Source organism: Kitasatospora sp. MAA19, assembly GCF_029894125.1.
Taxonomy (GTDB): domain Bacteria; phylum Actinomycetota; class Actinomycetes; order Streptomycetales; family Streptomycetaceae; genus Kitasatospora.
The window spans coordinates 18954-39554 of record NZ_JARXYZ010000039.1; the positions used below are offsets into that span (position 1 = coordinate 18954).

15 protein-coding genes are annotated in these 20601 nt (G+C 75.2%); 3 read left to right on the forward strand and 12 right to left on the reverse strand.

Annotation, left to right across the window (positions count from 1 at the left end):
- Positions 1–41: 41 nt before the first annotated feature.
- From P3T27_RS35230 to P3T27_RS35250, 5 genes are all read right to left on the reverse strand, one after another.
- Positions 42–584, reverse strand: a complete 543-nt coding sequence (locus P3T27_RS35230; RefSeq protein WP_280685378.1) for a SigE family RNA polymerase sigma factor — start codon at positions 582–584, stop codon at positions 42–44.
- 130 nt (positions 585–714) lie between these two features.
- Positions 715–1944, reverse strand: a complete 1230-nt coding sequence (gene mycP, locus P3T27_RS35235) for a type VII secretion-associated serine protease mycosin (RefSeq protein WP_280685379.1) — start codon at positions 1942–1944, stop codon at positions 715–717.
- A 99-nt stretch (positions 1945–2043) separates the two neighbouring features.
- A complete protein-coding gene (locus P3T27_RS35240) occupies positions 2044–2337 on the reverse strand; it encodes a WXG100 family type VII secretion target (protein ID WP_280685380.1) in 294 nt (97 codons plus the stop codon).
- Between the two features lie 102 nt (positions 2338–2439).
- Positions 2440–2745: a WXG100 family type VII secretion target gene (locus P3T27_RS35245; RefSeq protein WP_280685381.1), complete on the reverse strand. Its 306-nt coding sequence runs from the start codon at positions 2743–2745 to the stop codon at positions 2440–2442.
- Between the two features lie 181 nt (positions 2746–2926).
- Positions 2927–4609: a type VII secretion protein EccB gene (locus P3T27_RS35250; protein WP_280685382.1), complete on the reverse strand. Its 1683-nt coding sequence runs from the start codon at positions 4607–4609 to the stop codon at positions 2927–2929.
- A gap of 179 nt (positions 4610–4788) precedes the next feature.
- Between P3T27_RS35250 and eccE the strand changes: the two genes are divergently transcribed.
- The 3 genes from eccE (at position 4789) to P3T27_RS35265 (ending at position 9171) form a co-directional block, all read left to right on the forward strand.
- Positions 4789–6192 carry a type VII secretion protein EccE gene (gene eccE / locus P3T27_RS35255; RefSeq protein ID WP_280685383.1) on the forward strand — a complete coding sequence of 468 codons (1404 nt, stop codon included), beginning with the start codon at positions 4789–4791 and terminating at the stop codon, positions 6190–6192.
- Entirely contained in the window at positions 6192–6959 is a 768-nt protein-coding gene (locus P3T27_RS35260; RefSeq protein ID WP_280685384.1) for a hypothetical protein, read from the forward strand. Before eccE ends, P3T27_RS35260 begins: the two co-directional genes overlap by 1 nt.
- A gap of 130 nt (positions 6960–7089) precedes the next feature.
- On the forward strand, positions 7090–9171 hold the full coding sequence (locus P3T27_RS35265) for a MinD/ParA family protein (RefSeq protein ID WP_348534187.1): 2082 nt from the start codon (positions 7090–7092) through the stop codon (positions 9169–9171).
- 57 nt (positions 9172–9228) lie between these two features.
- On the opposite strand, the gene P3T27_RS35270 is transcribed toward P3T27_RS35265, so the two are convergent.
- The 7 genes from P3T27_RS35270 to infB form a co-directional block, all read right to left on the reverse strand.
- Positions 9229–10173, reverse strand: a complete 945-nt coding sequence (locus P3T27_RS35270; protein ID WP_280685385.1) for a bifunctional riboflavin kinase/FAD synthetase — start codon at positions 10171–10173, stop codon at positions 9229–9231.
- A gap of 65 nt (positions 10174–10238) precedes the next feature.
- Positions 10239–13904, reverse strand: a complete 3666-nt coding sequence (locus P3T27_RS35275; RefSeq protein ID WP_280685386.1) for a serine protease — start codon at positions 13902–13904, stop codon at positions 10239–10241.
- Positions 13905–14109: 205 nt separating this feature from the next.
- Positions 14110–15039, reverse strand: a complete 930-nt coding sequence (gene truB, locus P3T27_RS35280; RefSeq protein ID WP_280685387.1) for a tRNA pseudouridine(55) synthase TruB — start codon at positions 15037–15039, stop codon at positions 14110–14112.
- Between the two features lie 34 nt (positions 15040–15073).
- The gene (locus tag P3T27_RS35285; RefSeq protein WP_280685388.1) at positions 15074–16177 is read right to left on the reverse strand and encodes a bifunctional oligoribonuclease/PAP phosphatase NrnA; all 1104 of its coding nucleotides are present in this window, start codon (positions 16175–16177) and stop codon (positions 15074–15076) included.
- Positions 16178–16179: 2 nt separating this feature from the next.
- Positions 16180–16620, reverse strand: a complete 441-nt coding sequence (rbfA, locus tag P3T27_RS35290; protein ID WP_280685389.1) for a 30S ribosome-binding factor RbfA — start codon at positions 16618–16620, stop codon at positions 16180–16182.
- Positions 16621–16772: 152 nt separating this feature from the next.
- Complete coding sequence (locus P3T27_RS35295) at positions 16773–17069, reverse strand: DUF503 domain-containing protein (protein ID WP_030397729.1); 297 nt, start codon at positions 17067–17069, stop codon at positions 16773–16775.
- A gap of 142 nt (positions 17070–17211) precedes the next feature.
- Positions 17212–20370 carry a translation initiation factor IF-2 gene (gene infB / locus P3T27_RS35300; protein ID WP_280685390.1) on the reverse strand — a complete coding sequence of 1053 codons (3159 nt, stop codon included), beginning with the start codon at positions 20368–20370 and terminating at the stop codon, positions 17212–17214.
- Positions 20371–20601: the final 231 nt, after the last annotated feature.

A 20601-nucleotide genomic window follows, 5' to 3' on the forward strand; every position in this document is an offset into this window, starting at 1 on the left:
GGGTGATCACCGTCTCCTTGCGTCACGGATTACGAAAGTGGTCAGCGGGCGGCGAACTCGGCCAGCGAGTCGCCGAGCAGGGTGCGCAGCCGGGCCAGGGCCCGGCTGGTACGGGTGCGGACCGCGCCGGAGGAGACGCGCAGCACCTCGGCGGTCTCCTCGACGCTGCGGTCCTCCCAGTAGCGCAGCACCAGGACGGCGCGGTCCTTGGCCGGCATCCGGCCGAGGGCGTCGAGGAGGGTCAGCCGCAGGGTGCTGTCCGCCTCCCGCCCCGCCGGCTCGGGCAGGGCCTCGGTGGGGCGCTCGCCGCTGGAGCGACGGCGCTGCTGGGCGAGGAAGGTGCGCACCATCACGGTGTGGGTGTAGGCGGCCGGGTTGTCGATCCGGTCCCGGCCGCCCGTCCAGGCGCTGCGCCGCCAGAGCACGTACATCCGGCTGAGGGCCTCCTGGACGAGGTCCTCGGCGTAGTGGGTGTCGCCGCTGGTCAGCAGGCAGGCCGAGCGGTACAGGCGGCCGGTACGACTGGACACCAGTTCCAGGAACTCGGCGTCCTTGGCCTCCCGGCCCGCCCCGATCCGCCCCATGCGTGCCCCGCCCCCGTGTCCGCGCTCCCTGACACCTCTTGGATGCGGCGAGCGGCCCACGGTGTTACAGGCGTTTCAGAGGATTCTTCCGCGCACTCCCCGGGCACCGGTCAGGTGCCGTGCACCCGGATCAGTCGGCGGACCTGCGGCGGTGGTCACGCAGGACGACGCCGCCGCCGATGAGCAGCGCGACCAGCAGCGCCCCGACGCCGAGGACGTACGTCGCGGTGCGGCCGTCGCGGTCGGCCTGGGTCTCGCCGAAGCCGACCGGCCGGGGCACGATCGGAGCGGCGGCCAGTCGGACGGGGGCGTCCGGGGTGGCGGTGAACGGCGCGCTCTCGGGCGCCTTGGTGACGGCCTTGACCGGGTCGACCACGCCCCAGCCGATGAACTGGTCCGGGTCGCGCTGGGTGCGCTGGGCGGTCTGCTCGATCCAGGCCCGCACCTGGGCCGGCTTCCAGTTCGGGTGGGCGCCGACCAGCAGCGCGGCGAGCCCGGAGACGTACGGGGCGGAGAAGCTGGTGCCGTTGTCGACGCACTGGCCGCCCCTGGGGACGGTGGAGAGCATGTCGACGCCGGGTGCGGCGACCTTCACGAAGGAGCCGTACTGGGAGAACGGGGCGCGCTCGTTGTTGCGGTCGGAGGCACCGACGGCGAGCACGGTCGGGAACGCGGCGGGGTAGGTGTCGCCCTCCTTGCCGTCGTTGCCGGTGGAGGCGACCACCACGATGCCGTTGTCCTCGGCGGCCTGGACGGCGGCCTTCAGCTCCTGGTAGCCGCCGAAGCCCGCGGTGCCGGCGCCGCGGACGTCCTGGGAGATGTTGATGACCTTGGCCTGGGCCTTGATCGCCTCGTTGATGGCCTGGACGAGCGTGGAGACGTCGCCGTTGCCGTCGCTGTCGTTCTGGCGGATCGACAGGATCATGGCGTCGGGGGCGAGCCCGACGAAGCCGGTCTTGTCGTAACGGCGGGCGGCGATGATGCCGGCGACCTTGGTGCCGTGGCCGACCGGGTCGTCCTTGGAAGTGCCCGGGACCCTTTCCTTGGTCTCCCGGTTGACCAGCAGGCTGGCGCCCTCCACGACCTTGCCGGCCAGCTGCGGGTTCTGGTCGTCCACGCCGGTGTCGATGACCGCGACGGTCACCCCCACGCCGGTCGTCCGCCCGCCCTGCCAGAGTTCGTCGAGCAGCAGTCGCTGCAGCGACCACGGCACGGTCGGGACGTCGGGCGCGGACTTGGGGCAGTCGCCGGCGGCGGCCAGGCCGGGGCCGTCGGCGTACGCCGGGGCCGCGAGCGGACCGCCCAGCACGGCGAGCGCGGCCAGTGCCGCCGCCGCCTTCCGGTACCCGCGTCCGGACACCCTGCCACCCCTCATGTCGTCCACCCCGTGCCGCGCGTCGGGGGCGGGCACCCGGAGTCCGGGCACCCGCCCCCTGACGTTCCCGCCTGGAACGCGCGGTCAGTTCTGCCAGAGCTTGGCGTTGTTGTTCTCGGTGGTCTTGTAGCTCTGCGCGGCGTTGTCCAGCGAGGTCGCGATCTGCGCGCAGACCTTCTGCAGGTCGGAGGCGCGGGCGTCCCACTGGGCCTGGTGGGCCTGGTAGCCCTGCTGGGCCGCGCCCTGCCAGCTGGAGGCGATGCGGTTGACGTCGCCCTTGAGGTCGTTCAGCAGGTGGTCGATGCGGCCGGCCGAGGCGCGCACCTCCTCGGCCGCGTGGTGGACGGTCTCGAAGTTGACGAGGATGTGGTCGGACACGATGTCTCCCTTGACGAGGATGCGGAGCGCCCCGCGCTCAGCCGCGGGCGCCCCACCGAGCGGAAGGTCGGAACAGAACGGTGATCAGCGCGGTGCGGCCGATCAGCTCTGGGCGTTGGAGAACAGCGCCTTCTGCTCCTCTTCGGTGCTCGCGTAGTGCTTGGTGGTCAGCTCGATCGCGTGCTGGATCGCGCTCAGCGACTCCTTCAGCTTCGCGATGTCGGTGTTGACCTGGTCCTGCAGGGTCTTGTAGGCGGTCGCCGCCTGGCCCTGCCAGCCACCGGTGATGCCGTCGACCGTGCTGATGAGCTTCTGCCGCTCGGCCTCGATCTTCCCGATCGCGTCCTCGATCCGCTTGGCGAAAGCCAGCATCTCCTGCGCAGTCATCGTGAACTGACCCTGAGCCATGCTCCACCGTCCCCCATGAGACAAACATTGCGTATGCGGAGGGCCTTGCAGCCCGCCTGCCACATCACCCGAGTGATGTCCAGGAGCACTGTAGTCGGCACACGCAGCTCACCCAACACCGAGCACGGAGGAGTTACCAGACCATGACACGGACGCCAAGTCCGTTGCCGGGCTTGACCGATCAGGCGTTCTGCGGCTGGGCGGCGCTCTTCGCGGTCAGCGGCGGACCGGCCGGGACCAGGTCCGACCACTCACGCGGAACCGGGAGCGGCTGGACCTCCTTGTAGCCCAACCGGGCCTGGTTGGCGCCCGATTCGTCCTGCGGGGGCTGCTGCTGGTCCGGCGCGGTGGTGCTCGGCTGCGGGGTGGGCGTCCTCGGGGCGCCGCCCTGGCCCGGCTGCGCGCCCGGCGAGGCGGTGGCACCGCGGCCGCCGTCGCCGTTGGACGGGACGGAGTAGCGCAGGCCGGTCTCGGTGATCAGGAAGTCGGTGCCGGAGCCGCCCGCCGTGTTGTCCAGCGCGCGGTAGAAGAGGCCGTGACCGGGCGTCACGTACGCGGCGCCCGCGCCGTTGTTGTACGCCGCCGGGTAGGACGTCCCGGCCCAGACGCTGCGCCGGGGCGTGCGGCCGTCCTCGGCGACGCCGTCGAAGGTGCTGCAGACGACCAGGCGCGCGTCCTGCCGGTCCTGCCAGTTGTTGGCCGGCGCACCGGACTTCAGCGGCCAGTCGTCCCCGGTGTTCGGCAACCGGGTGTCACTACCGAGCGAGGCGTGGTCGGCCGGGGTCATCTCGTCGCTGCGAGGCCTCTTGTCGGCGTCGTACTTGTAGAGGTCCTGGTAGGCCGGGTTCTGCCGGATCAGCTCCGCCTGGAACGGCGTCACCAGGTAGAGCCTGTCCTTGCCGACCACGTAGTGGCGGTCCTGGTAGTGCACCAGCCGGCCGATCCGGCGGTCGGACTGGTTGCCCAGCGCCACCGAGGAGTTGGGGTTCGGGCTGTCCGCCACCCCGTCGATCTTCGGGAAGGCGATCGGGCTGCCGGTCACCAGGGTGTCCAGCCACTCGCGCTTGACCCGCTGCGGCACCGCGTTGGGCCCGAAGACCGCGGTGATCAGCGCCTTGCGCTCCTTGTCGTCCGCCTGCGCCGAGCCGATCCCGTGCTTGCGGCCCTGCGCGTCGACCAGGAAGACCTTCGCGTCCCCCGGCTTGGCGGCGGGCTGGCCCGGCGCCGGCTGCGCGGAGACCTGCTGCTCGTCCGCCTGCTGCACCAGCAGCAGCTGGTCCTGGCCGAGCATCCGGCCCTTGGCCCCCAGCGCCGCCGCGTCCGGACCGGCCGCCACGAACACCGCCTGGTTGACGGTCTCCTGCTTGTCGTCCGAGCCCGGGCGGTCGCAGACCGACCACTTCATCGGCTTGTCCGCGTTGTCCCTCGTCGGCAGCTTGTCCGGCGCGTACGGGATGCCGATGGTCGGGCCGTGGTTGGGGTAGCTGTCGAGCACCCCGTCGTCGACCACCACCACCTTGGCGTCGGCCGGCAGCACCAGCCGCGCCGAGGACATGTTGAGGACCTGGTGCAGGCGCTTGGTCTTGCCGTCCGGGTCGATCAGCACCACGTACCGGGTGGTCGACTTCTTGCCCTGGACGACGTTCTTGCCGTCGTCCCAGTGCAGCGGCGCGCTGGGCTTGAACACCCCCCACAGCCCGAACCCGGCGACCACCACGGCCCCGGCCAGGACGCTCGGCAGCACCGCCTTCACCGGACGCGGCGCGTCCTCGTCGCTGCCGCCGCCACCGGGCAGCAGGAAGGCCCCCACCGTGCGCTTGCGGGCGAAGGTGTACGCGTTCAGCTCGTCCCGGCGCGATGCCATCCTCGTCGTCCCCCTTGTCGGACATTGTCGGACCGGCCTGCCCCGCCGCCCGCACCCGCCGGGCGCGAACCCGCACGAACCCTCTACGATGCGGCAGCAGACGGTGAGTACGGTACGGGTACGGTCCGCGAACCATCCAGCCGGGCCGCGGCAACTGAGCAGAGAGGGTCACCCGGGGGATGCCAAACCAGACCGCTCCAGGACGCCGCGACTCGGCAACGGGCGGGCGGTCGCGCCGCTCCGGCCGGGCGCAGCGCGGCGGCCCCGCAACCGGGACCGCACCCACGCAGCAGCCCGGCGGTGGCGGTGGCGGGCCGGTCCAGATCCCGGTCAACCCCCGGCCCGGCCTGCTCGGCGGCCGGCTGAAGCTCCAACAGCTCGTCCTGGTCGAGGTCGCGGCGGCGCTGGTCGCGATGGGCTGGACGATCAGCCGGCCGGTCGCCGCCGGCTTCGGCGCCGTCGCGCTGGTCCTGGTCGTCCTCGCCGTGATCCCGCTGCGCGGCCGGACCATCCCCGAACTGCTGCGGGTGCGCGCCGCCCTCAAGTCCCGCCGCCGGCGGGCCCGCAGCACGCTGCCGCCGGCCGGCACCGACCCGGCGCTGGCCCCGACGCTGGAGCTCGAACCGGCGCTGCGCACCTGCACCCACGCCACCGAGGCCGACTTCGGGGGCCGCCCGGTCCGCCGGGAGACCGGCATGGTCGGCGACGGCACCTTCCTCAGCTCGGTGCTGCTCGTCCAGGCCAAGGACCAGCCGCTGCGCCCGGTGCGCACCGCGCTGCCGCTGCCCCTGGACGTGATCTGCTCGGCGCTGAAGGTGGACGACATCACCCTGGAGTCGGTGCAGCTCGTCCAGCACACCCAGCCGGCCCCGGCCCCGCACCTGCCCGAGCAGTCGCTGGCCGCCCGCGCCTACCGGGAGCTGCCGGACGGCACCGCCACCCCGGGGCTGCGGCTGACCTGGGTGGCGCTCAAGCTCGACCCGGAGCGGGCCGCGACCGCCGTCCGGGCCCGCGGCGGCGGCGAGGAGGGCGCCCGCAAGGCGCTGCAGCGGGTCACCGACCAGCTGGCCGGGCGGCTCAACAGCGCCGGGTTCAACGCGACCGTGCTGGACGAGCGCGAGCTGATCGCCGCGCTGGCCATCTCCACCTGCGCCAACCCGCTCGCGGTGGCCGGGCGCCAGGGCACCGGCAGCGGCGGCGGCACCACCCGCCGCACCCAGGAGAGCAACCGGTTCTGGCGGATCGACGACCGCTGGCACAGCACCTACTGGATCTCCCGCTGGCCGCAGCTCAGCCGCCCCGGCGGCACCCCCGGCCGGATCGCCGCGCCGGACCTGGTCAACCTGATCACCGGCTCCCCCGCGCTGGCCAGCACCTTCAGCCTGACCGCCGGCCACGGCACCGGCGGCTCGGTGACGGTCAGCGGGCACCTGCGGGTGACCGGGCGCAGCGAGAGCGAGGTGACGCAGGTCGGCCGCCAGGTGGAGGCCCGGGCGCAGGGCGCCGGACTCGGCCTGGTCCGGCTCGACCTGGAGCAGGCCCCCGGGGTGCTCGCCACCCTGCCGCTGGGAGGAGCGTCCTGATGGCGTACCAGACCTATCCGACCCCCGGGCCGCAGCGCGGCGCCGAGCAGCCCCGGGTGCGGACGCGGATCCTGCCCGGCTTCGGGCTGCGCGGCCCGCGCCGGGAGAAGCACGTGCTCGACGCCGCGGACCTCGGGGCGCTGGCCTTCCCGGTCGGCGACGACGGCGTGGTGATCGGCGCCGACCCGCAGGGGCTGCCCGCGGTGCTCGGCCTGTTCCGGCCCAGCGCGTACGACCTGGTGCTGGTCGGCGGTGTGTGGACGGCGCAGGTCATCGCGCTGCGGGCGGCCGCGATCGGCGCCCGGGTCGCGGTGGAGACCGCGCGCGGGCAGCTGTGGGGCCCGCTGGCGCAGGCCGCCGGCGGCGGGCAGCCGTGCGTGACGGTCCACCAGGTCGGCCGGCTCGGCCCGCAGGGCGCCTCGGTGACCTCGCCGGTGCTGGTGGTGCGCGACCTCGGCGCCCGCCCGCCGCGCAGCCGGCTCTCCGCGGCTCCCTGGCAGACCACCCTGACCCTGCTGCCGTACCTGGGCCCGAACGCGGCCCGGGTGCTCAACGCGGCCGACCTGGTGGGCGTGCAGCGGATCTCCCCGCAGGAGGCGGAACTGACCGGCCGGGTGCTGTCCCTCCCCCCCGAGGACGTCGCCGCGCTGCCCACCCTCGGCGACGACCTGACGCTGTGGGCCACGCGGATGCGGCGCCAGTACGTACGGGCCGTGGCCGGGCAGGCCGAGCAGCAGGTTCTCGGCGGTCCGCGCCGGATGGACTGAGCGGCGGCGCCGGGCCCGGAGGTCCGCTCCGGATCCGACGCCGCCTTCAAGGGGGGTTGCCGCACGGCCTAGTCTTTGATGCGGCAACGGCACCGCGGAAACCAGCGGCGGCGAACACGAGGGAGCCCTAGTGAGCAGCGATCGGGACGGCGTCTACGTCGGCGACAACGCGGCGGAGGACGACGACGACTGGTCCGACGCGCCCGACTACACTCCCCCGTCCTGGTACGTCCAGACGGACGCCGTGCAGACGCCGCCGCAGCCGCCGACCCCGGTGGCCGAGGCTCCGCACGTGGACAAGGCCGCACCGGCGGCACAGACCCCGGCGCCCCAGACCCCCCTGGCGGCTCAGGCCCCGGCCCCGGCCCCGACGCCGGATCAGGCGCCCGCGCCCGTCCAGGCCGCACCGCCCGTCCAGGCCGCACCGCCCGTCCAGCCCGCACCGCCCGTCCAGCCCGCCCAGGCCGAGGCGCAGCACGTCCCGTTCCCGGCACCCGGCCCCACCCCGGGCTGGCCGACGGCGGAGGCCCTGGCGCAGCCGCAGCCCGTCCCGGCTCCGCAGCAACCGCCGCAGCCGTACGCGTACCCGAGCCCGGCCCCGCAGCCGGTGCAGCCCGCCCAGCCGGTCCCGCCGCAGTCGTACGCGCAGCCGCCCGCGCAGCACCTGCCCCCGCAGCAGCAACCGCAGGACCCGCAGGCCGCCGCGTGGGCCGCCCAGCCGCAGCCCGTACAGCCGCAGCAGCCGCAGCCCGCCGCGCCGGTGGACCCGCGCCAGGGCGGCTGGCCGCAGCCCGCCGGCTATCCGCCGGCGGCCCAGCCCCAGCCCGGCCCGCAGCCCGGCGCCGCGCACCCGTGGCCGGCGCAGGACGCCGCCGTGCCGCCGCCCGTCGCGTTCCAGCAGTCCGCCGCCCCGCAGCAGGTCGCGCACGGCGCGCCGCTCGGCTACACCGCCGCGGTCGAGCTGTCCTCGGACCGGCTGCTGCGCAGCCAGCCCAAGCAGCAGCGCCAGCAGCCGCGCTTCCAGTTCGGCGGCAAGGCGGCGGCCGCCGAGAAGTCCCGCAAGCTGGAGATCATCCGCACCCCGGTGATGAGCTGCTACCGGATCGCCGTGATCAGCCTCAAGGGCGGGGTCGGCAAGACCACGACCACCACCGCGCTCGGCGCGACCCTGGCCAGCGAGCGCCAGGACAAGGTGATCGCGATCGACGCCAACCCGGACGCCGGCACCCTGGGCCGCCGGGTCAAGCGCCAGACCGGCGCGACCATCCGCGACCTGGTGACGGCCATCCCGCACCTGCGCAGTTACATGGACATCCGTCAGTTCACCTCGCAGGACCTCAACTCGGGCCTGGAGATCCTGGCGAACGACGTCGACCCGGCGGTCTCGACCACGTTCAACGACTCGGACTACCGCCAGGTCATCGAGGTGCTGGGCCGCCAGTACCCGATCATCCTGACCGACTCCGGCACCGGCCTGCTGTACAGCGCGATGCGTGGGGTGCTGGACCTCGCCGACCAGCTGATCATCGTCTCCACCCCGAGCGTGGACGGCGCCTCCAGCGCCTCGACCACGCTGGACTGGCTCTCCGCGCACGGCTACGCGGACCTGGTGCAGCGCAGCATCACGGTGGTCTCCGGGGTGCGCGAGACCAGCAAGATGATCAAGGTCGAGGACATCGTCGCGCACTTCCAGACCCGCTGCCGCGGGGTGGTCGTGGTGCCGTTCGACGAGAGCCTGGCGGCCGGCGCCGAGGTCAACCTCGACATGATGCGGCCCAAGGTCCGCGAGGCCTACTTCGAGCTGGCCACCCTGGTCGGCGAGGACATCATCCGGGCCCAGCAGGCCGCCGCCCAGCAGGCCGGGTGGCAGCAGCAGGCGCAGGCGGCGGCGTACCCGGCGCAGGCCGGCCAGCCGCAGCCGCAACCACAGCCGTACGCGGGGCAGCCGGGGCAGGCCGCCCAGCCGGCCCCCGGGGCGCCGTGGGCGCCGCAGCCCGGCCAGGCCCCGCCGCCCCCGCCCGGGTACGGCTACCCGCAGCAGCCCCCCGCCCCGGCGGCCTGGCCGCAGCCGGGCGCCCAGCAGCCGCCCGCGCCGCAGCCGGGCCCGGGCTACGGCTACCCGCCCGCCCAGGGCCAGCCGCCGCAGCCCGCCCCGCCGGCCCAGCCGGACGGCTACCAGCCGCCGCCCGGCTACGGCCCCCCGCAGCAGTGACGCCGAAGGGCCCGCCGACACCAGGTCGGCGGGCCCTTCCCCGTGGCGCGGCGGCGCTCAGGCGCCGTCGGTCAGCTCGCGGGCCTGCTTGACGTCGTCGGCCATCCGGTCGAGCAGCGCCTCGATGGAGTCGAACTTCTCCATCCCGCGCAGGTAGGCCAGGAAGTCCACGGCCACGTGCAGCCCGTACAGGTCCAGGCCGACCCGGTCGATGGCGTACGCCTCGACGGTGCGCGCGGTGCCGTCGAAGGTCGGGTTGGTGCCGACCGAGATGGCGGCGGGCATCCGCTCGCCGTCCGCGGTCAGCCAGCCCGCGTACACGCCGTCGGCCGGGATCGCGCTGTACGGCACGGTCTCGACGTTGGCGGTCGGGTAGCCGAGTTCACGGCCGCGCTGCGCGCCGCGCACCACCACGCCCTCGACCCGGTGCGGGCGGCCCAGCACCTCGCCGGCGCCGGCCATGTCCCCGGCCTCGACCAGCCGCCGGGTCAGGGTGGAGGAGAACGGCTCGCCGGCCCCGGCGGTGCCGCTCACCTGGAGGTCGACCACCTCGACGTCGAAGCCGGCCGACCGGCCCAGCTCGGCGAGCAGCGCGACGTCCCCGGCGGCCCGGTGCCCGAAGCGGAAGTTGGGGCCCTCGACGACGGCCCGGGCGTGCAGCGCGTCGACCAGGACCTGCCGGACGAAGGTCTCCGGCGACTCCTGGGACAGCTCCGGGGTGAACGGCAGCACCAGCACCGCGTCCACGCCGAGGCCCGCCATCAACTCGGCGCGGCGCGCCTGCGGGGCGAGCACCGCCGGGTGGCTGCCCGGACGGATGACCTCGCGCGGGTGCGGGTCGAAGGTCACCACGACCGCGGGGAGGCCGAGTTCGCGGGCGCGCTCGACCGCCCGGCCGATGATCAGCTGATGCCCGCGGTGCACCCCGTCGAACGAGCCGATGGTGACGACGCTGCGTCCCCAGTCACCGGGGATCTCCTCCAGGCCACGCCAGCGCTGCACCCTGACCGCTCCTTGTTCCGTACGGCGCGTACCCTCTGTACGCTCAAACGCTCAAACCCGAACCCCTATAGCGTGCCATGCGCCTGCTCCTGCTCCGGCACCGGAATACGGGTTGGGCGCACCGGCGGCCGTACGGCCCGCCCGAGCGCGGTCCGCTCCGCCTCGGCGGCGGCGTACTGCGGGTCGCGGCCGGCCGCCGCCAGGGCGCGCATCCGGGCCAGCCGGGGGCCGTCCGGCCGGGTCGGGGCGGCCTCCCGCGGCCACTGGGTGAGCAGCTGCGCGAACGCCGCCGAGCGGCCCGCGCAGCGCACCAGCAGCTCGTCGGCGGTCGGCAGGCCGGGTGTCGCCCGGGCCAGCACCGCCCGGGCCCGGGCGGGCTTCTCGGCCGCGCAGTGCTCGGCCAACCGCTCCACGGCCGCGGTCAGCACCGCCGGGTCGGTCTCGGTGGCGAGCAGGGTGTCCAGCAACTCGCAGCGCAGCGCGTCCGCCGCCGGGTCCGCCACCGGGACGGACAGCACCTGCGCGAACGGCCGCCGCACGCCCGCCGCACGGGCGGCCAGCGCGCCGCCGAGCAGCACCCGCAGCTCCAGCCGGGCGGCCGGGCCGGCGGTCGCGGCGCGCTCCAGGCGGCGGCCCAGGTAGTCGACGGCGACCGGCCCGGCCAGCGCCGGGTGGTCGCGCAGCAGCCGGGCGGCCAGTTCGGCGCCCCGCCGGGTGGCCACCGGGGTGCGGGCCTCGGCCAGTACCCGCAGGGTCTCGGCGGCGGCCGCGCCCGGGGCCGCCAGCCGGTCGGCGAGCGCGGCCAGCACGGGCTCCGGGTCGCTCTCCAGGGCCGGGGCGAGCGCCCGGGGGGTGAGGAAGGCGTCGCCGCCCGCCCGGTGCAGTGCGAGCGCGGCGGGGAGGTGCTCGGCCCGGGTCTCCGGATCGCCGACCAGCAGGGCGAGCGCGGCGCCGTGCAGGCCCGGTTCGTCCTCGCGGGCGAGCAGGGTCAGCGCGGTGAACCGCAGCAGTCCGGCGGCGGCTCCGGCGGCGTACGGGGCGACCCGCAGGGCGTGCACGGCGGCGGCGACGTGCCGCTCGGGCCGCCGGTCGTGGCTCCAGCGGTCCACCGCCCGGCAGAGCGCGGAGGGCTCCTCGACCGCGAGCACGGTGAGCAGCGCGTCCGCCCTCGGGTGCGCGGCGTCGGCCAGCGCGTCGGCCAATTCGTCCAGGGCGAGCCTGCGGTGGGCGTGTAGCAGGTCGTGGGCGAGGTCGGCGACGGTGCGGCCGGGACGGCCGGGCAGGCCGCGCGGGTCGTCGAACCAGGCGCAGAGCAGCGGGAACACCGCGGCCGGGTCGGCGCGCAGCCGCTCGGCCGCCGCGCCGAGGAACGGCTGCCCGGGCCCGTCGGCGGCCACCAGGCGGCGCAGCAGTGCGAGTTCGGCCTCGACGGGCAGGCCGAGCCCGGTCCAGAACGCCGGGCCGAACGCCCCGAGCCCCGCCGTCGGCAGCCCGTCCACCCCGCCCGCCGCGGCCGCCTGTTCGGCGATCCGCCCCGCCAACTGGTCGAGCAGTGCCCGGTGTTCGGCGGGATCGGGGCTGGCGGCCAGCCCGGCGGTGAGCAACCGGCAGGCCCACCAGGCCGGTTCGCTGCCCGACGGGCGCAGGTCCAGGGCGCGCCAGAGCCGGTGCAGCCACGGGTCCAGGGCGGGCGCGCCCCAGGTCTCGGCCAGCCGGCGCAGCGCGGCGGCGACCGGGCCGATCCGGTGCCGGGGGACGGCGCGCACCGCGCCGCTCGGGTGGGTCCCCGCTCCCCCGGCCCGGCCGCCGGGAGACGCCCCCAGCCCGTCGGCGGGCGAGGGGGGCGTGTCCTCGGTCTCGCCCAGCAGCATCCGCAGCGCGGCGTCCAGGTCCAGGTGCAGACCCTGCAGCCAGTCCGCGAACTCCCCGTGCGCGAACCGGAATCCGGGCCCGGCGGGGACGAACAGGCCCTCGGCGAGGACGGCCGTGGCCCAGCCGCCGGACGCCGGGAACAGCTCCTCGAACGCGGCCCGGCCCAGCCCGCCCGGCTCGGCGCCGAGCATCCGCCGGGCCGCCTCGTGCACCCGCCCGGCCACCGCCGCCGCCAGCCGCCGCACCCGCCCGTTAGACGGCCCGGCGGGCCGGGCGGAGCCCCGGCGGTGGGCGCCCGGGCGGCGCGGCCGGCCGTCCTCGGCCAGCCGCTGGGCCACCCGCAGGCAGCGCAGGTCCAGGTAGGCACCGAACAGCTCGCCCCGGCGCGCCGGTTCCCCGCGCAGGCCCTCCGCCCACAGCTCACCGGCCAGCCGGGCGGCCAGCGGGTGCCGCGCGTCGGCGGCGGCCGGCCAGCCCGGCGGCAGCCCGTACCGGCGGCGCACCCGCTCGGCCGCCTCGGCGGGCAGCGGGCCGAGCCGGTGCCCGCCGAGGGTCGGGGCGCCCGGGCCGGCGCCGTCCATCCGGACGGTGGGGGCGCTGGCCAGGTCGCCGCCCGGCTCCGGCTGGTCCGCGCACCGGGTACGGTCCGTGCCGCTGCCCCACTTCTGGGCCGCCAGCCGCTCCCAGGCCTCCTCGCCGCAGGCGGTCAGCAGCCGCGCCCCGCAGCCGGTCAGCCAGTCCCCGGCGCCGCGCAGCCAGCGCGGGTCCTGCGGCGCCGGGGACTCCTCGGGGCCGTCCAGGACCACCAGCAGCGGCCGCCCGGCCGCCGCGCACAGCGCCGCCACCGGCTCCGGCGCGGGCGCCGGGATGCCCAGTTCGGCCGCGGCGGCGGCCAGCGCCCGCTCCACCGGGGCGGCGAGCGAGCGGTCCTCGGCCAGCAGGTCGGCGCCGCGCAGCCAGAGGGTGGGCAGCGGCCGGGCGCCGTCGGCGCGGCGGGCGGCGAGGGCGGCGAGTTCGGTGGAGCGCCCGCTGCCGGGGGCGCCGACCAGCGCGGTGACGGTGGCCGGCGGTTCGTCCCCGGTCAGCCCGTCGGGCCGGTCGACCCGGTCGGCGGCGAGCCCGGCCACCCGGCCGGGTCCGGCCCCGGCGGCGGCCAGCTGCGCGGCGGTCAGCCGCAGCACCCCGGCCAGGTTGAGCGCGGTCCCGTAGGCGGGCACGGCCGCGGCGTTGCGAGCCAGCAGTTCGGCCAGCGGCGGGGCGACGACCGCGCCGCCACCGGCCGGTACCGCGGGCAGCGCGCCGCCGTACTGCGGGTCGCGCAGCGCGGGCACGGCCAGCGCCACCACGGCGCCGCTGCGGGCGTCCAGCACCGGCGCGCCGGCCGGCACCGCTACGCCGGCGAGCACCGGCGGGTCGAGCAGCAGCAGCCCGCCCGGCAGGTGGCCGCCGTCCGGCCGGACGTACCCGGCGCCGGTGACGCCCAGCAGGCCGCAGCGCAGCGCCACCGCCCGTTCCTCCTCACCGGCCAGCGCGGGCACCAGCACCTCGGGCCCGGCCCCGAGCGCGGCGACCGGCAGCGGCGGTACGGGCAGCCCGCCGACCGCCTCGGTGCGCACCAGGGCGAGCCCGTGCTCGGGCAGCGGCAGCACCGCGTCCGGGCCCACCACCCGGGTCTGCCCGCCGGGGGTGTGCAGGACGATCCGGTCCAGGCCGGTGACGCTCTCGTGCGCGGTGAGGACGGTGCCCTGCGGATCGGCGACGAACCCTAAGCCGTGCAGCCGCCCGTTGAGGTCGCGGATCCGCAGCAGGTACCGCCCGGGCTCCCCCGCCACACCGTCGCCGTCCAGGAATCCCGGCATTCGCACTGCCCTCCCCGCAGGGCCGGGCAGCCCGGGAGCGGACTCGTCACGGCGACCTGCTCGCCGCCGGGGAGCCTGCCCGCCCGGGAGCGGGCCCGACCGCGCCCGCGCCGCTCACCACGGCCGTTCACCTCGCGCGCCCCCCCGGACGAGTGAAACCCCCGCCGGGATGACTCCCGACGGGGGTGAACTGCGGCGAGGGGCCTCAGCCGACGAAGACCGCGACCGGCTTCGCCTGCCCGCCCTTCTCCTCGACCAGCGCGAGGAAGCGCCCGTCCGGCCCGAACACCGCGATCGGCCCGTCCACGCCCAGCCCGGGCGCCTTGAGCCGGGCGCCGTGCGACAGCTTCTCCGCCGCCGCCTCGTCCAGGTCCCAGCGCGGGAAGGCGGCCGCCGCGGCCTCGGCGATCGGCAGCACCTGCAGCCCCGCGGCGGAGTCGCCGGTGACGGCGGCCTCCAGCTGCTCCAGGGTGTGCGCCGACTCCACCGAGTACGGCCCGACCCTGGTCCGCCGCAGCGCGGTCAGGTGGCCGCCGACGCCGAGCCCGGCGCCCAGGTCGCGGGCCAGTGCCCGGATGTAGGTGCCGGAGGAGCACTCGACGGTCACGTCCAGGTCCACCACCGGCGTGCCGTCCTCGGCCACCGCCGCGCGCTGCCCGTGCACGGTGAAGGAGTGGATCGTGGTGGGCCGGGCCGCGAGCTCGAAGTCCTCGCCCTCGCGCACCCGCGCGTACGACCGCTTGCCGTCGATCTTGATCGCGCTGACCTTGGAGGGCACCTGCATGATCTCGCCGGTGAGCGCGGCGATCCCGGTGTCGATCGCCTCCCGGGTCACCCCGTCGGCCGGGGTGGCGGCGGTGACCTCGCCCTCCCGGTCGTCGGTGACGGTGGTCTGGCCGAGCCGGATGGTCGCCTCGTACGTCTTGGCGGTGAGCATCAGGTGCCCGAGCAGCCGGGTGGCCCGCTCGACGCCGATCACCAGCACGCCGGTGGCCATCGGGTCCAGCGTCCCGGCGTGCCCGACCTTCCGTGTCCCGGCCAGCCATCGCAGCTTGGCGACGACCCCGTGCGAGGTGATGCCCTCGGGCTTGTCGACGATCACCAGGCCGTCCGGGCCGGTGCCTTTGCGCTTCATCAAGTTCTTTCTCTAAAAAACGGTCAAGAGATGATCAACGTACCGGTCGCAGCGCGCCCCGGAACCGTTCGACCACCGCGGCCACGTCCTCCCGCGCGCTGAACCCGGCCGCGAAGACGTGCCCCCCGCCGCCCAGTTCGGCGCAGGCCGCGGCGACGTCCACCGCGCCCTTGGAACGCGAGGAGCCCCGCAGCGTGCCGTCCGGGTCCTGCTTGAGCACCAGCGCCACCTCGGCCTCGGCCGGGCGGCGCAGGATGTCGATCAGCCCCTCGATCTCCTCGACCGTGACGCTGAACAGCACCAGGTCCTGGTACGGCACCCAGGTCCACACCAGGCCCAGCCCGCCGGCCGCGTCCGGCTCGTAGACGGCCCGGTCCAGCGCGCCCGCGAGCACCTTGAGGTAGCCGAAGGAGGAGGTGTCCCACAGCTGCCGGGAGATCAGGTCGTGCCGGATGCCGGTGGCCAGCAGCCGCCCGGCGAGTTCGTGGGTGGCGGGCGTGGTGGCCCGGTACTTGAACGAGCCGGTGTCGGTGGCGACGCCGGTGTAGAGGCAGGTGGCCAGGTCCTGGTCGAGTTCGACGCCGAGCCGGCGCAGCAGTTCGTCGACCAGGACGGCGGTGGCCGGCGCGGTCGGATCGATCAGCTGGTGCGTGCCGAAGCCCGGATTGGAGGCGTGGTGGTCGATCACCACCAGCGCGGGCGCGGCGAAGGCCTTGCCGTGCAGCAGGCCGAGCCGGCTCTCCGCGGCCACGTCGAAGCAGAGCACCAGCTCGGGGACGTCCGGCACCTCGGCGGCCGGCACGATCAGCTCCTGACCGGGCAGGAAGGCCAGCGACTCGGGCACGATCTGCGGGTCGTCGCCGAAGGAGACCCGCACCTGCTTGCCGAGCCCGCGCAGCGCCAGCGCGGCCGCCAGCGAGGAGCCCAGGGCGTCGCCGTCCGGGCAGATGTGGCAGATCAGGTCGATCGAACGCGCCCGCCCGATCTCCGCCACCACCTGCTGCCAGAGCAGCTCGAAGCCGCTCTCCTCGGCGCGCGGCCCCGGGAGCGCCGCGAGGGCACCCTCCACCGTGCTGGTGGAGGACGCCCCCGTGGTCGAACCGGCTCGCGAGGCGGCCTTCGCCGGCTCACCCGCCATGACTACTCGTCCTCGTCGTCACGCTCGGACGCCGGAACCTTGTACGGGTCCGCGTCGCCGGCGTAGGTCGCGCCCGCGGCGGTGGTGCGCACCGCCGCGTCGATGGCCTTGGCCCGGTCGAGCAGGTCGTCGATGTTCCGGGCGTTGTCCGGCAGCGCGTCCGCGACGAAGGTCAGCGTCGGGGTGAAGCGCACCCCGATCTTGCCGACCTCGGAGCGGATCACGCCCTTGGCGCTCTCCAGCGCGGCGGCGGTCGCCTCGCGCTCGGTCTCGTCGCCGAAGACGGTGTAGAAGACGGTGGCCTCGCGCAGGTCCCCGGTCACCCGGGTGTCGGTGATGGTCACGAACCCCAGTCGCGGGTCCTTGATCCGCCGCTCCAGGGTCTGGGCGACGACCACCTGGATGCGGTCGGCGAGCTTGCGCGCCCTTGCGGTGTCGGTCACGTTGCCTCCTCGTGCAGTGGGTCCGGCATCCGGGCGGCTGCGCGCCCGTCGGGGCCCAAGCCCCAAAGTACCGGCCCGCGCCCGGCCTTGCGGGCGCTCTGGGTCCTGATCCGTGTGAGAACGGCGACTTCCGCCGACCGTCTCCACGGCTCTCATTCGTCGTCGTCGTTGTGGTAGCGCCTCCTCGCGGAGAGGAGTTGCACCTCGGGGCGGCCGGCGACCAACCGCTCACAGCTGTCCAGGATCTCGGTGACGTACCCGGCCTCGCCGGACACCACCGCGAGGCCGATCTCGGCCCTGCGGTGCAGATCCTGGTTCCCGGTCTCGGCAGCGCACACGCTGTACTTGCGCTGCAGTTCGGCCACGATGGGCCGCACGATCGAACGCTTCTCCTTGAGCGAGTGGACGTCGCCCAGCAGCAGGTCGAAGGTGAGTGTTCCCACGAACATGTGTGACAGGTCTAGCCGACCTGGAAGGCCTCGGGGGAAGCCGCCCGGAACCGGGCTGGCGTACGAGGACCGACCCTACACAGCGAGACCGGGGCCGGTCGACGGAAATACCACCCGTCGACCGGCCCCGGCGGCCACCCGCTTACGCGCGCGGCTTCTCGCGCATCTCGTAGGTCTCGATGACGTCGTCGACCTTGATGTCGTTGAACGACCCCAGGGTCACACCGGCCTCGAAGCCCTCGCGGACCTCGGTCGCGTCGTCCTTGAAGCGGCGCAGACCCTCGATGGTGAGGCTCTCCGCCACGACCTTGCCGTCGCGGATGAGGCGGGCCTTGGCGTTGCGGCGCAGCAGGCCCTCGCGGACCAGCACACCGGCGATGTTGCCGAACTTGGAGGAACGGAACACCTCGCGGATCTCCGCGGAGCCGAGGCGCACCTCCTCGTACTCGGGCTTGAGCATGCCCTTGAGGGCGTTCTCGATCTCCTCGATCGCCTGGTAGATGACCGAGTAGTACCGGACGTCCACGCCTTCCTTGTCGGCCGCAGCGCGCGCACGGCCTTCGGCGCGCACGTTGAAGCCGATGATGATGGCGTCCGAGCCCATCGCCAGGTCGACGTCGGACTCGGTGATCGCACCGACGCCGCGGTGCAGCACCCGGAGCTCGACCTCCTCGCCCACGTCCAGCTTGACCAGGGCGTCCTCAAGGGCCTCGACCGAACCGGAGACGTCACCCTTGATGATGAGGTTGAGCTGCTCGATGGAGCCGGCGGCGATGGCCTTGTCCAGGTCCTCCAGGGACACCCGGACCCGACGCTGCGCGAAGGCGGCGTTGCGGTCGCGGGCCGAGCGCTTCTCGGCGATCTGGCGGGCGGTGCGGTCCTCGTCGACGACGATGAAGCTGTCGCCGGCGCGGGGCACCGAGGTCAGACCGAGCAGCAGCACCGGACGGGACGGGCCGGCCTCGGTGAGGTGGTTGCCGTTCTCGTCCAGCATCGCGCGGACGCGGCCGTAGGCGTCGCCCACGACGATCGAGTCGCCGACGCGGAGCGTACCGCGCTGGACCAGCACGGTCGCCATGGCGCCGCGGCCCTTGTCGAGGTGCGCCTCGATGGCGATACCCTGCGCGTCCTGCTCGGGGTTGGCCCGCAGGTCGAGCGAGGCGTCGGCGGTGAGGACCACGGCCTCCAGCAGCTGGTCGATGTTCAGACCCTGGCGCGCGGAGATGTCGACGAACATGGTGTCGCCGCCGTACTCCTCGGCCACCAGACCGAACTCGGTCAGCTGACCGCGGACCTTGGTCGGGTCGGCGCCCTCGACGTCGATCTTGTTGACGGCGACCACGATCGGCACACCCGCGGCCTTGGCGTGGTTCAACGCCTCGACCGTCTGCGGCATGACACCGTCGTTGGCCGCGACCACCAGGATCGCGATGTCGGTGGACTTGGCACCACGGGCACGCATGGCGGAGAACGCCTCGTGACCCGGGGTGTCCAGGAAGGTGATCGGGCGCTCTTCGCCGTTCACGATCGTGGCCACCTGGTAGGCGCCGATGTGCTGGGTGATGCCACCGGCCTCGCCGGCCACCACGTTGGACTTGCGGATGGCGTCCAGCAGGCGGGTCTTACCGTGGTCGACGTGACCCATGACGGTGACGACCGGCGGGCGCGGGGCCAGCTGGTCCTCGTCGCCCTCGTCGGCGCCGAAGTCGATGTCGAACGACTCCAGCAGCTCGCGGTCCTCGTCGTCCCGGCTGACGATCTCCAGCTGGAAGCCCATCTCGCCGGCCAGCAGCTCGAGGGTCGCGTCGGAGACCGACTGGGTCGCGGTGACCATCTCACCGAGGTTGAACATGACGGAGACGAGCGCGGCCGGGTTGGCGTTGATCTTCTCCGCGAAGTCCATCAGCGAGGCGCCGCTCGACAGGCGAACGGTCTGGCCGTTGCCGCGGGGCAGCATCACACCGCCGACGGACGGGGCCTGCATGGCCTCGTACTCCTGGCGCTTCGCCCGCTTCGACTTGCGGCCACGCGCCGGGCGACCGCCCGGGCCACGGCCGAAGGCGCCCTGCGTGCCACCACGGGCACCCGGGCCGCCGGGACGACCACCGAAACCACCGGGGCGCGGGCCGAAGCCGCCGCCGCCACCCGGGGCACCGCCACCGGGACGCGGACCGCCGAAGCCGCCGCCACCGGCCGGACGCGAGCCCGGACCGGCCGGACGACCCTGGAAGCCCGGACGGGCGCCACCGGCACCACCCGGACCACCCGGACGGCCGCCGGGGCCACCCGGGCCACGGCCACCGGGGCCCGGACGCGGGCCGGGAGCCGGACGCTGCGGCATCATGCCCGGGTTCGGGCGCGGCATGCCGGACGGGGTCGGGCCGCCGGGACGCGGGCCGGCCGGACGGGGCATGCCATCCGGACGCGGACGGTCGCCACCGGGACGCGGGGCGCCACGGTCGGCACCGGGAGCACCAGCGGGACGCGGACGGTCGCCACCCGGACGCGGGGCGCCACGGTCGGCACCGGGAGCACCGGCCGGACGCGGACGGTCGCCACCCGGACGCGGGGCGCCACGGTCGGCACCGGGAGCACCGGCCGGACGCGGACGGTCGCCACCCGGACGGGGACGGTCACCGGAGGGAGCGCCGCCACCCGGACGGGCACCCGGCGCGGCCGGACGACGGTCGCCGGGGCGGGCCATGCCGGTGGCGCTGCCCGAGGTGAACGGGTTGTTGCCCGGACGCGGACCGGCCGGACGCGGGCCCGGACGGGCGCTGCCGCCGGCAGCGGCGGGGGCGGACGCCGGACGCTGGGCCTGGGCGGCCGGGCGCTCGGCGGGGGCCTCGGCCGGAGCCGGGGAGGAGAACTCGGCCGCCGGAGCCGCAGGTGCGGCGGGGCGGGCCGCCGGGCGCGGGCCCGGGGTCGGCGCACCCGCGGGGCGCGGGGCGGCGGGCGCGGCCGGGGCGGCGGGAGCCGCTGCGGCCGGGGTGGGACGGGGGCCCGGGGTCGCGGCAGGGCGCGGACCCGGGGTCGGGGCACCCGGCTTGGGTGCGGCCGCGCCGGCGGCGGAGCCACCGGCGGGCTGGGGCGCCGCGGGCTTGCGCGGGCCCGGCTTGGCAGCGGAACCACCGGTGGTGGGGGCCACTCCCAGAGCGTCAGTCAACTTGCGTACGACCGGCGCCTCGATGGTCGAGGACGCCGAACGGACGAACTCACCGAGCTCGGTGAGCTTGGCCATGACGGCCTTGCTCTCCAAGCCAAGCTCCTTGGCGAGTTCGTAAACCCGGACCTTAGCCACTTCACTCCTGATCTATGAGTCCGGGGTGTCTCGTCCGCCGGACCGTCGCTACTTCATGGGCGTACCCATCGCGTACTCATCGCGTACTCATCGAGTGCTCATCGCAATCTCGACCTACTTCCACTTCGCGAGGTACCTGACTGGTGCACGGCGTGCGGCTGCCCGCGCGCTGTGCTTGTTGCGGTGGTTCTCCGTCGCGCAGAGCGACGGCCGTAGCGGGAGGTTCCCCGG